The sequence below is a fragment of the Cryobacterium sinapicolor genome (genome assembly GCF_004403465.1).
GTDB lineage: Bacteria > Actinomycetota > Actinomycetes > Actinomycetales > Microbacteriaceae > Cryobacterium > Cryobacterium sinapicolor.
Genome location: NZ_SOGQ01000079.1, coordinates 1 through 13,229, shown reverse-complemented (window position 1 = coordinate 13,229; position 13,229 = coordinate 1). Strand labels below are relative to the sequence as shown.

Sequence of the window (13,229 nt, the reverse complement as noted above, 5' to 3'; positions counted from 1 at the left end):
TTGGAACCTCATACGCGTCGGGACCGCGCGCTCAGCGCCAGGCAATCTGTTGGGACTGCGGGCCGGCCCGTAAGCCGAATCCAACCGACCACGGTCCGTGTCGGCTAGAAGGTCACTTGAGCCGCTTCGATCGCGCGGGTTGTTTGGTTGTCAAGGCCTGCCCGATCTCCCTCACGACCTTCCCGGTGCGGGAATCCAGTTGGGGTACGTCGGGATACTTCCCACCAGTCGTTGTGTACCCTGCGTTCGCCTCTCGATGGCCCTTCTCCAGCCCTGCGAACATGAGCAAAATAACTACGAAAAAGATCGTGATCGTCACGGCGAAAAGAGCGTACGTCCATGGTGGCACCGTTTCGGCCGTTGCCCCCCGTCACTACATAGACGGCAAGGTCGATGAGCGAGAGGACCATCACGACTTTCGAGAGAGGTGCAAGAAAACGCACCCACTGTGCGGCAGCCAGCCCTGGAAGCATGTCTGACTTCTTCATTTCATTCACCACCCCTCGTTCAGCGCCAGACTATCTGTTCGCATCGCGGGCCGACCCGTAAGCCGGACCCTCATGGGGCACAGAATTGGCCGCCATGGCTTCGAGTCGGCGTTGGGCAGCTGGAGGCCATTTGGGAACCGCGGAGCTCCCCTATTCTGCGGGGCCGGGCTGTTGTTGAGGTGCTCGATGTGAGGTGCGCGTACCTAGGAGGGGAGGGGGCGGCGATGCTGGGACTGCGGGGATCCCCTGCTTGAAGATGGGTTCGAGGAGGCGCAGTGCCTTGTCTGGGAGCCCGTCTCCCGGGAAAAAGTCATTCAACAATTCCTCGGCCGCACTGAGTTCACGAACATCGCAGATCGCGAGCAGGTTGGCGATGTCCTGCACGTCGCGCCCCGGGCGCGATGCGTTGAGCTTCATGGCTAGCAGTGCCCGGGGCGAGGCCACTTCCACCGTGATGTCCTCGTTCGCGTAGAGGACCTCCCAGCCAGGGTCAGCCCCGTAGGACGGTAGAAACATAGTGGCCTTGCTGTTGAGCCAGTCCTGCGGCCAGCCGTTCTCGTCGGCGACTTCAACCGCAGCCTTCAGAATTGGTTGCTCTGGCTGCAGGTGCGCATCGACATCTGCGGTCGTTCGGCGGTCGAAGTACCGAAGAGCGAGGGCAGCGCCTCCAACGATTCGGATGCCTGCAGGCTGGCCGGCCGCGCGGAGTTTAGCGATAACCGCGTTGATGCCGCGGATGAGGTCGTCGCGGTCGAGTTGATCTCCTGGCACTAGATGCTTTCCAGGGTTTCGGCTTCAATCAGGATGCCGCGGCGGAGGAACTCGACGGGTACTCGCGCCGGGTCTGCCGGGATGTCGTAGTCACTTGTGCGCGGTGCCCACGGGCTGTCAGGGTGTCCTACTTGCCTCGTGACCCAATCCGGAACGGGCAGGGCGTCTGCCTTGAGCCGGTATTCGCAAAGAGCGGCGATCGCGGCGTCCCATCGCTCGGACCCGGTGGGGGACGGCTCGCTCAACGCGAGGCCGACTCGGGTGGCTCCGCGTTCTGAAGCGAGGTTGTCGGCGAGTTGAAGGAACCGCCGGAACGCCGAGACTTCATCCGATCTGGTGATTGCTTCGCCGATCTCGGAGGCGATGCGGGCGGCATCGCTGCGTACCGTCGGGACTGTCACAATCGTGTGGCGGGTCGCTCGCAACAGTGCCTCGAGTGTAGCGACCGTCGGTTCGCGCTTGCCGTGTTCAATCAGGGAGAGCGACGAACCGGCGATCCCTGAGCGAATCGCGAGCTGGCTTTGCGTGAGTCCACTCGCAGCCCTGGCGGAACGAGCAAGAACACCTGCTGTCATGTCAATCACCACCTTTTACTAAGTAGTAAAAGTATACCAGTCCCGACCCAATGGACAATTGTTGACGGCCCGGCGGGTCGAGGTGAATTGTGCCGTCATGACTGAACTACTGATCGGGTACGCGCGCGTATCCACAAATGAGCAAGACCTTACCGCCCAACAAAACGCCTTGGAACGACTGGGCGTTAGATCGAACCTGATCTACACCGATCATGGCCTGACGGGAACCAACCGTGCGAGGCCGGGATTACGCGAAGCGCTTTCTGCCTGCCGGAGCGGGGACACACTCGTGGTGGCCAAACTCGATCGTCTGGCCAGGTCGCTCCGGGATGCAAAAGACATCGTCGACGAGCTGACCGCCAAGGGAGTGAAGCTCAGCATCGGCGGCTCCGTGCATGATCCGAATGATCCAGTGGGCCGACTCCTCTTCAACGTCCTCGCCATGGTCGCGGAATTCGAGTCCGATCTCATCCGCGCTCGAACGAAAGAGGGCATGCAAGTGGCGAAAGCGAAGGGCCGGTTACGCGGCAAACCACCGAAGCTGTCTCCGGCGCAGCAGAAGCACCTGATGGAGGTCTACAACGCTGGTACTCACACAACGGCCGAGCTTGCTGAGTTGTTCAATGTCGCCCGCTCCACCATCTACCGAACCATCCAGCGCCAACACCGAGGCAATAGCTAGCAGCCGAGATCGCGTTGCAGGACGGACTGTCCTGCAACGCGAACCTTCAACGGGAACGCTCGACGGGCGGTGCGCAAACGGATTTCCATTGGACACTACGGTGCGCAAGATGCAATGAAACGACGACGACATACCGTGAGCAGCTCGCGTGTAGTGACGGCGGTGGTGACTCCCGGCGGACGATCGTCTTCCGCGATTGACATCCAGTCTGGGATTTCCCTGAACCCAACCTGACGATGCCCTCCATGTCTGGACGTCGCCGGCCCAGCACCCGGCAGACTGGGCCGATGTCTAGCTCACTCATTCAGAAGGCCGAACTCCTCAACGCTCTGCACGTTTCGGGAACCCCGCTCATCGTCACGAACGTGTGGGACGCTATCACGGCGACCACTGTGGCCCAGACGCCGGGTGTGAAGGCCCTTGCTAGTGCCTCCCACTCCGTCTCCAATGTGCGCGGCCTGCAGGACGGTGAGGGACTCACCGTCGACGAGGCCATCATCGCGGCGCGCATCATCACCAGCGCGGTCGACCTGCCCGTCTCGATCGACTTCGAGAAGGGCTATGCAGCAGATGCAGCCGGCGTCTCCCGCAATGTTCGTCGCCTGATTGAGGAGGGCGGCGCGGCCGGCATCAATATCGAGGACTCTGTCGGCGCGGCCAAGTCCCCCCAGTTCGATATTGGTACCGCGGCGGCCCGGGTGGCCGCAGCCCGCGAGGGCGCTGAGGCGGCCGGCGTGCCGCTCGTGATCAACGCCCGGGTCGACACCCTCGCCGGCGGCGGCGAGTGGACCGAGGCCGTCGCCCGCGCGAACGCCTACCTCGATGCCGGCGCCGACGTGATCTTCTTCCTCGGCCTCACCGATGAGGACAAGGTCAAGCGGGCGCTCGACGAAGTGAACGGCCGCATCTCGGTGATCGGCGTCCCCGGCCTGGTGCCGCTCAAGCGTCTCGCCGAACTCGGCGTCTCGCGTGTCAGCTTCGGCCCCGGCACGCTCGGCGTGGCCCTCGCGGCACTGCAGAGTGCGGCCACGACCCTCACCGGGCTCGGCGACTACCCCGAAGACCTCGGCTTCAAATTCAAGCTGTAGGCCTTCCGCATTGGCGGGCCGCCCAGATCCGCTCTCAGAGGGAACGTCTAGAGGGAATCGCTGCCCGGCGGCATAAGCCTGTGCGAGGCTGTCACTCATGTGCACCTCGACCGCACGATTCAGGAGCAAGCTCATGCGCGAAACATTAGTCGTCCAGGGTGTCCTGGCCTCGATCGGCGTCGCATTCGTGATCGCAGGTGGTGCGTATCTGTCGACCAGCGTGCCGCTTGGACTTCTTGGCGCGGTTGGTGGCCTGCTCGTCATCGGGGGAGCGATTGTCGTTGTGCTGCGAAAGAAGCGAACCATGAGCGCTCATCCGCATGAGTAACCGTGAACGGGCCGTTGGATGCCTCGGGCCGTGTTCGTCGGGAGGTCGTCGGTGAATTAGGCCATCCTGAATGCATGGTGCACAGAAGCTGGTTGTCGATGTGGGGGGCTGTAGTGGTTCTGGCTTCCCTCAGCGCCTGTTCATCTGTTCCGCCGACCTCGTGGCGGGTCGTGCCCATCGAGTTCGACAACGCCTTGGACGGCGGCCCCGAAGACCGGATTGACGTTACCTATTCCATGACGAACATGACCCAGGACACTGCGGGCGGGTTCTGGACCGAGTCCGCGGGGTCTTGGTTGCACCTGAATAGTGCTGGCGACACCCTGCGCCGATTCAATGACGAGATGTTTACACGAGTTCATGGAATATCAGCCATCTCCCCATCGGTTCTCGCTGTGTCCAGAACGGGCAAGGCAGGGACCGAGATCGAGACGGGGATCTATCTCTACGACACGGATGCTGAGACGTGGACGCCTGTCGACGTCGATGCGACCACGATTGGCGACGTGGCGGCCGGGGCTGATGGGCTACTGGTTTTCGTCGATTTTCTGGGCGCGATGGTGCCCGAAGGCGCGATGACTCCGCTCGAGTCGGCTTACATGAGGCCTTTCGCGATTCGAACCGTGGCGAGGGACGGGCAGCAAACGACTGTGCTGGGTGCGGAATCGGGGGTCACCGCCGCCGCTGTTGCTATCGATATCGATCCCGCCGGCACGGTCTACGTCAGCACGGAGAGGGAAACGTTTGCGATCGGCGCCGATGGAACTCGTTCACCGATAGTCACATACCCGCCTCGAAAACCCGTGCTCGCCGTGAATTCCGTCGGCGATGTGCTGACAGGGGCACCGCCGAACACGGACGCCACGGAAAGGTTCATAGATTGGAAGATGGTTCGCGCGTCTTCACCGGCCAGAGGCGTCATGGCCGAGAAGGGCGACTGCTCGCACTCCGGAGAGCAGGGAATCAGAATTCTGACAGGTGACGAACCGACGTCCTTGCCGTTTTCCTGCAACACGAATGGTGCCGTCTGGCTCAATGACACTGTGTTCGTGCTCTCAATCGGTGACGAGTCTGGAACGATCCTCGCCAGAGTGACCCCACCCGAGGAACCCACGAAACGCTGACCAGCACGTCGCTGCGGAAGCGGAACTCTCAGTGCGTCATTTTGGGTACCCGGTTACACGTTGCTTCGCCAACTCGTGACCGCAGCCCTGTTGGCTTCGTTGAGCCACGGGGATTCGAGGAGCGCGACCAAGTCGAGGCCGAGAAGTGCGGAGCGGAATGCTCCCTCTGTTGTCGTGCCGTAGGTCTGACACAGCGCCTCAATCTCGGGTTCGGCGTTGTTCCGATTCGATGTTGCCGCTCGAAGATCGGCCAGTCTGACTGTTTCAAGATAATCGTCGACGATGGCGTCCGGTTCCGTGTCAATGGCAGCGAGGAGCAGCATCGCGATGAGTCCGGTTCTATCTCGTCCGCCCATGCAATGAAAGAGAATGCCGCCTTCTGGCGCGCTGGCCAACGCGGACAGGCCAGCGACGCTACGCTCGGGCATCGCCTCAAGATGCGGCAAGAAGTACAGGGCCGTGCCGCTGAGCCCATTGCTCCAGAAGTCCTTCCAGAAAACGGCATCATCGAGGCCGTCCAGATCGACTCGGAGAGTGGTCAGCCACTCGGGCCGCGGCTGGGTGTCCCGCGCCCGTTCGCCTGCCTGGCGGAGGTCGACGATGGTGCGGATGCCGGCTTCGTGCACTTGGCCCCACCCCGCCGGAGTAACCCAGTCAACATTCTCGGAACGGAAGAAAACGCCCCTGGGAGTCAGTGCTCCATTTTGACGGGGGAGGCCACCGAGATCGCGTGCGTTCACCAAACCTTCGACCCGAAGAGCCCGGCCCTCATGTTCCGCCTCGTTGACCATGGGCTCAGCTTAGGAGCGAGAGACAGATCGAGTAACAGTTATTGCGCAACAATCATTGCGCAATAACTGTTGTTCTTATAGTGTCATCGGTATGACCCCCCGCGACTCCTCACGCACCACGCTCAACTCGGCCGCCTCCATGCGGGTCCTCGCGCATCCGACCCGGCTGCGTCTACTCGGCCTGCTGCGCGAACGCGGCCCGCTGACCGCAGCCCAACTCGGCGACGTCGTCGATGAGGCTCCCGGTACCATCAGCTACCATCTCGGCAAGCTTGCTTCCATCGCCCTGATCGAGCCGGCCGAGGCTCAGAGCACCGACCACCGCGAACGCTGGTGGAAGGCCACGACCCTGCTGACCAGCTGGGAGCCCGCCGATCTGCTCGACGACCCCGACAAACTCGCGGCGTCGTCTGTTTTGCAGAAGTCGATTGCCCAGGCCTACGCCGCCCGGTATACCGACTACATCGACGCGACGCCTGCCCTGCCCCGCGAGTGGGTCGCAGCGGGCGCGAGTGGTGACCGCAGCCTGCGTCTCACCGTCGAGGAACTGGGCACCATGCGGGCCGAGCTCGAAGCACTGGTCAACCGGTGGGTCGACGCGAGCGCCGCTCACGACACGGCCACGGCCGATGGCGCCGAGCCCGTCGTGCTCGTCTACCAGGCTTATCGCCGTCCCTGAGTCAGGCCGCCGATGAGTAAGAACCTGGGGGAGGCGCTGCCTCGCGACCGCCGCGCAATGGGCGCCCTCTCGGCCCTGCTGGCTGCCCACGCGATCTCGCAAACAGGCAACGTGATCACAGCGTTCGCCATCCCCTTCTACGTCCTCGGCCTCGGTGGGTCGGGCGTCGAGGTGGGAATCGCGGCATTCTTCGCTACCGCCCCGGTTGTGGTCGGCGGGGCGCTCGGCGGGGTTGTCGTGGACCGGGTGGGTCACCGCAGAGCGGCGATCGTTGCGGACCTCGTGAGTGGTGCCACCGTGCTGGCCATGCCGGTACTGGCGCTGACCGTCGGGCTGCCATTCTGGGCCCTTCTTATTCTGGTATTCGCGGGTGGTCTGCTCGACACCCCCGGGCAGACTGCGCGGCGCGTCATGCTGCCCGGGTTGACCGTAAGGGCCGGCGTGCGGATCGAGCAGAGTGTCGGGCTGTTGGATGGTTCTGAGCGCTTCGCCAAGCTGATCGGTGCCTCGATCGCCGGTCTGCTCGTCGCGTTCCTGGGGCCGATCGCAGCCCTATTCGTCAACGCGGCCACGTTCGCAGTCTCAGCCCTGCTGACCTGGGCGTTCGTGGCAGCCGTTCCTGCCACCGTCAGGCTGAGGGGCGACAGTGTCGACACTCCCCGTTCCTCCTATTGGGCCGACCTGGCCGAAGGCTTCCGCTTCGTCATCCATGACCCGTTGATGCGGTTGGTCGTCGGCCTCGTACTGGTCACGAATCTGCTCGACGCCGCGCGCGGCTCGACCCTGATGCCCCTCTACGCGAACGATCGTCTAGGGGGCGCGGCCGCTCTCGGTCTGCTGGTGGCGGTCATGGGCGGATGCGCCCTGGTGGGAAACGTGGCCTTCGGCTTCGTCGCTCACCGGGTGCCCCGCCGTGTGACCCTGGCGGTTTGCTTCGCCCTGGCTGGCGGCCCGTCGAGCGCTGCCTTCGCCGTCGGTGCGCCGCTTCCCGTGCTCGTTGCGATGACCGCGCTCTCGGGCCTGGCGGCTGGGGCGATCAATCCGATCCTCGGCACGGTGGAGCTTGAACGCGTTCCCGAACACATGCGCGGCCGGGTGTTCGGCCTGATCAACGCCGGTGCGTGGGCGGGTGTGCCGTTCGGCGCCCTGCTCGGCGGCATCGCCGCCGACACGATCGGCCTGTCGCTCGCCTTCGGAATCATCGCGGTCGTCTACACGCTCGTCACGCTGAGCCCACTGTCCGGAGGAGCCTGGCGGGCAATGGAGCGGCGTCCGGTCGTGGTGGCCGCGAACTGAATGGCCCGAACGCTCGCCCGTCCACGCTGACAACCTGAGCCCCAATAGTTCGGCGCGTCCACCAACCGGAAACGGAACGCGGAGCGGGCACTATAAGAAATCACGCGGGCTCTAGGAATCTCCGCTTCAAGTGATTCGGCGAGGTGCCATCTTGTAGCCTCAAGGCATGAAGCCTCGTCGCGCTCTCGCTCTCGCCGGATTCGCAACTGTGTGCGCAGTGGTCTTGAGCGGGTGCTCCGTAGACACGCTAATTTGGGGGAACGACGGTGCTCAAGTTATCCAAACTACCGAGAACCTCATCAAAGACCTCGCTTCTGGCGGGACATCTGATCTCGTTTGCGAAGACGCCGAAGCCGATCTCGGTACGGCAAAAGATTGGGAAGGCCGCTCTGCAGGCGAGCCGGAACGGTTCTTTGCCGACTACTGGGATGAACAAGTACCACTCGATCCGCAGTGGAACATCAACCTGGAGGGTCTTCCCGAGGGGGCGACTCCCGGTGACAAACATCCCGGCTACGTCTTTTACCGCGAAACCGACGATGGTCTCTGCGTGATCGATGTCGCATGGTCGACACTCATCGGCTGACGCAGCCGAATTTTCCCGCCACCCCTGTGCTATTGAAGAAGAGTGGCGGTGCTCTATTGCCGCAGAATAGCGGCATCACCGCCCGGGAGCGGAACGGCCATAGAACCGGAGCGCTACTGGGTCAGCCGATTCGCTTGGCTTGTTTCAGGGTGGACGGGCGCAGTAGGGACGTGGCGCCGAGGATCTCGACCCCTAGAAGCTTGCCGTCTTTATCGAAGTCAAGGATGACTTCGCCGCGGCCGTCGATTTCGTGAACGTCCTGCCGAACGGCCTCCCCAGCTTTTATGCGAGGTGAGATGTTGAAGTAAGCCGCATCCGCGGACCGGTCATAGGAGCCTCGCCGCAAGTTCTTCACGGCGCAAGAATACGGTACTAGGCACCCGCAAGACGGACGTCTACGGCAGCAGATTCGGCGCTAATTCGTCGAAGTTCCGAAGCCTCGGGGGAGTGGCGTTGGGGAACGTCAGGCGGGACTCTTCAGTTCTCAGCGCCGAGGAAAGGCAGCGAGTTCCTCCCGCCAGGTCGCAGCGGCTCTAAGCGCATCCACGAGTGTGATCTCAATTTCGACCCGGAAGGCGTACTCGGCGAAATGATCGATTTCCGAGCCGCGCCGAGTCGGAGGCAACGACTCTAGAGAGAAATGGACTCGAATGACAGCAGTGTCTTCCCTGTAGCTTCTGACGCTGAATGCAAGGTTCGGCTCGGTGAAAGTCAGGGACGGTTCAATGCCAGCACTGTCACTAACATCAGTGGGCGCCTCAAGCTGAGTGCCAACCCGCTCAAGCCAATTTGCGATCTCCAGTGCTTCGTCGACAACCAACGACGGATCTCGAAACGACCACTTCGCTTCTCCCGAATCGACATCACCTTCAATGATGAGCCAATTGTCATCCCATATGTCACCGACCACCGATTCGAACTGGTACTTGACCGGATGAAGGACGACCCGCACCGATCCGGAAAGGTCCGTGAGTTCCATGCCACGATCATCCCATCGCGCGCGGCTCTCGCTCGCCTGCTCCGCGTACATGTCGCGCCGCATCAGTCAAACAAGGAACCCTCAACGGTAACAAGGGCCGTGTTGGATGGTGATGCGGCCTTAGCGGGTCTGGGCGATGATCGCCTCAGCGACCGTAGCCGGTCCGTCGGACGAGACGCCGTAGAGCGTCTGGCCGAGAGTGAAGTAGAGGGGTGAGTGGGGGCCGTCGTCGCGACGTGCCTGCAGAGCAGTCTCGCCTTCTACCGATCCTTCGAGAACGATCGGTTCGAGCGCCGATGCCATGTCGGGCAGCGTCGTCAGCTCCGCGAGGATCGTCTGGAAGTCGCGTACGACGGTGATCTCGGTGTAGCCGAACCCTTCCGCGAACAGTTCACACCGGAACACTCCAATGCGCGCCTCCACAGCGTCGGAGAGTGCGTCGATGGTCTTTTCACGGGAGTCGAGCAGGCTGTATTCCACCGGCGCACCGTTGAGTTGCAGTGCGTTCTCAATGCCCACTTGGTTGAGGCCGCCGTCGCAGCGCGCCTCGCTTTCGCGGAATGGAAGGGCAGGCCAACTCATCTGCTTGGATGTTGCCGCAGTGACGGCCGCAAAGGACTCTTCCGCGGCGGGCATCATTCCATCGAGAACGCTCTCAAGAGGAGCGCCCTCGAATCGGCTGCCACCACTGATGACAGCCGACGAGGTGACCCTGACGTCCACCCAGGCGGACTCGACGGGTGCGGAGATCCGCCACCCGCTCTCACCGGCAGCGGTTGTTGCCTCGATCTGGCCAACTTTCCTGTGCTCGGCGGACGGGGCGTCGCCGGCATACGGGGGGACCCAATCCAACGCAGCGTCGGGCAGCACATCAATACTCAGATAGGCCCAGTCGCCTTGTTCGGCGCCAATAGCCAGCTGCCCCGCTCCGACGCGCCAGGAGCAGGCGAGTCCGCCTGCTCCAGTGAGCAGCGCGTGCTCGAGTGCATGGGAGGGTTGGACAGCCTTCGCCACGTCGGGAGTCACACCATTCGAGCCTGTGAGAGCGGCCACTGCGGCGTCTGGTGAAACCAGATCGTCACACGTGAGTGGCGATGTGTCTGCGGGTGCGGCCGTGGCGGTTTGCCCTCGAGGGGTACTTGGCACGGGGGCGGGCGTACACGAAGCCAGTGACGCGGTCAGGGCAATAACGACAACGGCGGAGACGGCACAACGCAAAGTTCTCATACCTTGACACTAACGACGCACATTTCCAGCGGGGCCGGGTGGCGGTCGAAGATCTAGTTGTGTCGCAGTGGAACCTGCCATCGCCACGCCGCCCGTTCCCGCGTCCCGCCTTGCGTAGTCACGGGGACCGCCGTCCATCCCGCTACTCAGGAGTTCATGAGGGCGGGGCGCCGTCGGCAAATTCTGAAGCGAAGGGTGGCACCAGCATGAGTATGAGGGGATTCTGTACGTAGTAGAGAACTCCGTCACGCCAAGCGAATCCACTGCCCATTGTCGGGTCGTCGCTGGGCTTAGACACGTATACCCATCCTTCGACGAATTCATCGACCCTTTCATGACCGTCGGCAGCGAACTTGGACTGAGCCTCAGCCCACTGAGTCTCGTTCATCGCCAGTTGGCCAATCATCACAGCACCATCGCTAGTCTGGGCCTCGCTGACAATGCCACCGCAGGCAATGCCATCGGTGACCATTCTGTCGACGAGGGGGTCGACTGCGTCAGGCTCCTTGTCGTGGAGTTGCACGACCGTGCCGGACCTCCCGAGGATATCCTGCGCCAATTTCTTCGGGAGAATTTTGTCGCAGCTGGCCAAGGGGGTCTGGGTGCTCTTGTCGGGTTGAGATTGGGTCGCACATCCCGTGATAACGGTTCCCAGAATCACTACAAGGACAGCGGCGAAACAGGTCTGGGCAGGCGATCTCATGAAATTGATCGTATCGCCGCTCCGTTTCAGCATGGACAGGGCCCCTCGATCAAGGTTGGTCGTCCGACCACCACTCTGTGAGACACCGTAAGGCGCTATCTGCACTCGCCGATCCGTCGGACTTGTCGACCTCTATGCTGTGGCTTGATGGGAAACATTAGAGACCTGATGCCCGACGCCGTTGAACAAACTGCTTTGCCAGGGCACACCGGTCGGGTAAGCAAGGCCCTGTTCACCGTGATCATGCTTGTTGCTGTGTGCGTGATGCTGATTTTCGCTGGCTGGTTCGCCGTCAAAGCTTTCATCTGGCCCATGCAAGAAACGTCTACGGGAACTTGCGCGGTCTATGACCCGAACAGCTGCGTCGACCTGAAGTTGTCTTTTCTCGAGGGCGTAGGGCGACTCGACCTTCCTGATAACAGCGAAGTTCTTGATTCCGGAACGGGTAAGTTTCTCTTCGCCGGATCTGAGTGGGGGCTCGTGCGGTTGCCTGAGGCTGCTGAACCACCTGAGCTTCCGCCTGTTCCGGCCGGAATGTTCAACGCGTACCGAATGGAGCGATTCGAGCGACTTGGTTTTGTATCCACCGACGGTGTGATGTCCTTCTCTCACGGCCGATATTTTACCGAGGTAATCACAGGGACCGACAGCTCAGGGCGGACCCTGATTCTCATCGATCGCGACTGGAATGGATAACGCAGTTTCACGTAGAGGGGACGTCCACAGACGCAGATTCGGCGCCACTGCGCCGAGGTTCCGAAATATCGGGGGAGTGGCGTTTGGGAACGGTTGATGGAACGGCTGAGGAGTTCCGACGGTGGATCGTAGAGCGTGCGCTTGGAGCGCCGCAGTTCAGTCGCGTAGTGGTGATCCGACGACGTTGAAGCGAAACCCGCCAAAAGCGCCCGACAGAAGCGGCCTTGCGGTCGCTATAGATGCTTGGACCTCGGGCAAGGCGAGCGAAGCTTGATGCGCTTCGGCGCTGTCCCATAGTTCCACGACGAACACCGTGTCGAGGTCGTCGTCGCTGACCCCTACCTCATACGCCAGGCAGCCGATCTGTTTGAGGGTGTCGCTGCGCTGAGTCAGATGAGCGACCAGCTCATCACGTTTACCGGGGACGACACCGAGTGTTCCCGCGTTTGCGAAAGTCATGGCACAACCCTACCCAGCGCCTGAGCATTCCGATGCTCTGTCTTTTGGCAACCCTTGACGCGGCAGGTTCGTCCCGCAGCCTGTCCGCATGGAAGCGCAGCGTTTGGAATACTCGAAGCATGGTCGACGTCACCCTCACCCTGTCCTCTGGTTCGGCAATTCTCCGGCGCGCTAGACAAGAAGACTTGTCGGCAGTCCTTGGACTGCTCGCGGATGACTCGATCAGCGCCTCCCGAGGCGACACTGGTCGATCGGAGGACCTTCCCGCCTACGAGCGTGCGTTCGCCGCCATCGACGCAGATCCGGCGCAGCAACTGCTCGTCGCGACTTCGATTCAGGGTGAAGTGATTGCCACGATGCAGCTCACCGTTATTCCGGGACTCGCTCGAGTCGGGTCCTCGCGTTTGCAGATCGAAGCCGTCCGGGTTCGGTCTGATCAGAGGAGCCGCGGAGTTGGTGGAGCAATGATTCGTTGGGCTGTGGACAATGCACCGACATTCGGTGCCCAGCTCGTTCAGCTCACCTCTGACGCCGCACGCGTGGATGCGCACCGATTCTATGAACGGCTTGGCTTTACGGCATCGCACGTCGGGTTCAAGTACGCCGTGCCGGAGATACGCTGACACACGGGCTCAAGTCCGAGTCACCAACCCTATGCGGGCGCGAGGCTTCAGTGCGGCTGGTCTTGGTGCAGGAAAGAATGCAGGATCTCAACCCATTGGTCGAACGCGTCCAGATGGGCGTCATGGGAGGCGTC

The 13,229-nt window shown here is 62.2% G+C and carries 18 protein-coding genes; 9 read left to right on the top strand and 9 right to left on the bottom strand.

Going from position 1 to position 13,229, the window contains the following annotated elements; translation table 11 throughout:
- Window positions 1-104 precede the first annotated feature (104 nt).
- From E3T28_RS14145 to E3T28_RS14135, 3 genes are all read right to left on the bottom strand, one after another.
- The gene (locus E3T28_RS14145; RefSeq protein WP_134432479.1) at window positions 105-488 is read right to left on the bottom strand and encodes a hypothetical protein; all 384 of its coding nucleotides are present in this window, start codon (window positions 486-488) and stop codon (window positions 105-107) included.
- Between the two features lie 150 nt (window positions 489-638).
- Window positions 639-1,259, bottom strand: coding sequence for a DUF6036 family nucleotidyltransferase (locus E3T28_RS14140; RefSeq protein WP_134432477.1), 621 nt, complete (start codon window positions 1,257-1,259; stop codon window positions 639-641).
- The gene (locus E3T28_RS14135) at window positions 1,259-1,834 is read right to left on the bottom strand and encodes a helix-turn-helix domain-containing protein (RefSeq protein ID WP_134432475.1); all 576 of its coding nucleotides are present in this window, start codon (window positions 1,832-1,834) and stop codon (window positions 1,259-1,261) included. The genes E3T28_RS14140 and E3T28_RS14135 overlap by 1 nt, the downstream gene beginning before the upstream one ends.
- A 97-nt stretch (window positions 1,835-1,931) precedes the next feature.
- Between E3T28_RS14135 and E3T28_RS14130 the strand changes: the two genes are divergently transcribed.
- From E3T28_RS14130 to E3T28_RS14115, 4 genes are all read left to right on the top strand, one after another.
- Window positions 1,932-2,516: a recombinase family protein gene (locus E3T28_RS14130; protein WP_134432473.1), complete on the top strand. Its 585-nt coding sequence runs from the start codon at window positions 1,932-1,934 to the stop codon at window positions 2,514-2,516.
- Between the two features lie 287 nt (window positions 2,517-2,803).
- Entirely contained in the window at window positions 2,804-3,604 is an 801-nt protein-coding gene (locus E3T28_RS14125) for an isocitrate lyase/PEP mutase family protein (RefSeq protein ID WP_134432471.1), read from the top strand.
- Between the two features lie 133 nt (window positions 3,605-3,737).
- Window positions 3,738-3,932 (top strand): hypothetical protein, encoded by a 195-nt coding sequence (locus E3T28_RS14120; protein ID WP_134432469.1) that lies wholly within the window; start codon window positions 3,738-3,740, stop codon window positions 3,930-3,932.
- A gap of 170 nt (window positions 3,933-4,102) precedes the next feature.
- Window positions 4,103-5,056 carry a hypothetical protein gene (locus E3T28_RS14115; protein WP_134432467.1) on the top strand — a complete coding sequence of 318 codons (954 nt, stop codon included), beginning with the start codon at window positions 4,103-4,105 and terminating at the stop codon, window positions 5,054-5,056.
- Window positions 5,057-5,109: 53 nt separating this feature from the next.
- Here the strand turns inward: E3T28_RS14115 and E3T28_RS14110 are convergent, their stop codons facing one another.
- Complete coding sequence (locus tag E3T28_RS14110; protein WP_134432465.1) at window positions 5,110-5,847, bottom strand: tyrosine-protein phosphatase; 738 nt, start codon at window positions 5,845-5,847, stop codon at window positions 5,110-5,112.
- A gap of 91 nt (window positions 5,848-5,938) precedes the next feature.
- Here E3T28_RS14110 and E3T28_RS14105 point away from each other — a divergent pair, with 91 nt between their 5' ends.
- The 3 genes from E3T28_RS14105 (at window position 5,939) to E3T28_RS14095 (ending at window position 8,408) form a co-directional block, all read left to right on the top strand.
- Complete coding sequence (locus E3T28_RS14105; protein WP_134432464.1) at window positions 5,939-6,526, top strand: helix-turn-helix domain-containing protein; 588 nt, start codon at window positions 5,939-5,941, stop codon at window positions 6,524-6,526.
- A 12-nt stretch (window positions 6,527-6,538) separates the two neighbouring features.
- Window positions 6,539-7,822 carry an MFS transporter gene (locus E3T28_RS14100; protein WP_174844014.1) on the top strand — a complete coding sequence of 428 codons (1,284 nt, stop codon included), beginning with the start codon at window positions 6,539-6,541 and terminating at the stop codon, window positions 7,820-7,822.
- Between the two features lie 166 nt (window positions 7,823-7,988).
- On the top strand, window positions 7,989-8,408 hold the full coding sequence (locus tag E3T28_RS14095) for a hypothetical protein (protein WP_104129527.1): 420 nt from the start codon (window positions 7,989-7,991) through the stop codon (window positions 8,406-8,408).
- A 121-nt stretch (window positions 8,409-8,529) separates the two neighbouring features.
- Here E3T28_RS14095 and E3T28_RS14090 read toward each other — a convergent pair whose 3' ends face one another.
- From E3T28_RS14090 to E3T28_RS14075, 4 genes are all read right to left on the bottom strand, one after another.
- Window positions 8,530-8,763, bottom strand: coding sequence for a DUF2283 domain-containing protein (locus E3T28_RS14090; RefSeq protein WP_241979361.1), 234 nt, complete (start codon window positions 8,761-8,763; stop codon window positions 8,530-8,532).
- Window positions 8,764-8,892: 129 nt separating this feature from the next.
- The gene (locus tag E3T28_RS14085) at window positions 8,893-9,387 is read right to left on the bottom strand and encodes a WapI family immunity protein (protein WP_134432463.1); all 495 of its coding nucleotides are present in this window, start codon (window positions 9,385-9,387) and stop codon (window positions 8,893-8,895) included.
- Between the two features lie 120 nt (window positions 9,388-9,507).
- Entirely contained in the window at window positions 9,508-10,401 is an 894-nt protein-coding gene (locus E3T28_RS14080; RefSeq protein WP_166787042.1) for a hypothetical protein, read from the bottom strand.
- 367 nt (window positions 10,402-10,768) lie between these two features.
- Window positions 10,769-11,350 (bottom strand): hypothetical protein, encoded by a 582-nt coding sequence (locus tag E3T28_RS14075; RefSeq protein WP_134432461.1) that lies wholly within the window; start codon window positions 11,348-11,350, stop codon window positions 10,769-10,771.
- Window positions 11,351-11,485: 135 nt separating this feature from the next.
- Here E3T28_RS14075 and E3T28_RS14070 point away from each other — a divergent pair, with 135 nt between their 5' ends.
- On the top strand, window positions 11,486-12,013 hold the full coding sequence (locus E3T28_RS14070; protein ID WP_104102336.1) for a hypothetical protein: 528 nt from the start codon (window positions 11,486-11,488) through the stop codon (window positions 12,011-12,013).
- Window positions 12,014-12,169: 156 nt separating this feature from the next.
- Here the strand turns inward: E3T28_RS14070 and E3T28_RS14065 are convergent, their stop codons facing one another.
- Window positions 12,170-12,472 carry a putative quinol monooxygenase gene (locus E3T28_RS14065; protein WP_134363843.1) on the bottom strand — a complete coding sequence of 101 codons (303 nt, stop codon included), beginning with the start codon at window positions 12,470-12,472 and terminating at the stop codon, window positions 12,170-12,172.
- A 119-nt stretch (window positions 12,473-12,591) separates the two neighbouring features.
- Between E3T28_RS14065 and E3T28_RS14060 the strand changes: the two genes are divergently transcribed.
- On the top strand, window positions 12,592-13,095 hold the full coding sequence (locus E3T28_RS14060) for a GNAT family N-acetyltransferase (RefSeq protein WP_134432460.1): 504 nt from the start codon (window positions 12,592-12,594) through the stop codon (window positions 13,093-13,095).
- The last annotated feature ends 134 nt before the right edge of the window (window positions 13,096-13,229 follow it).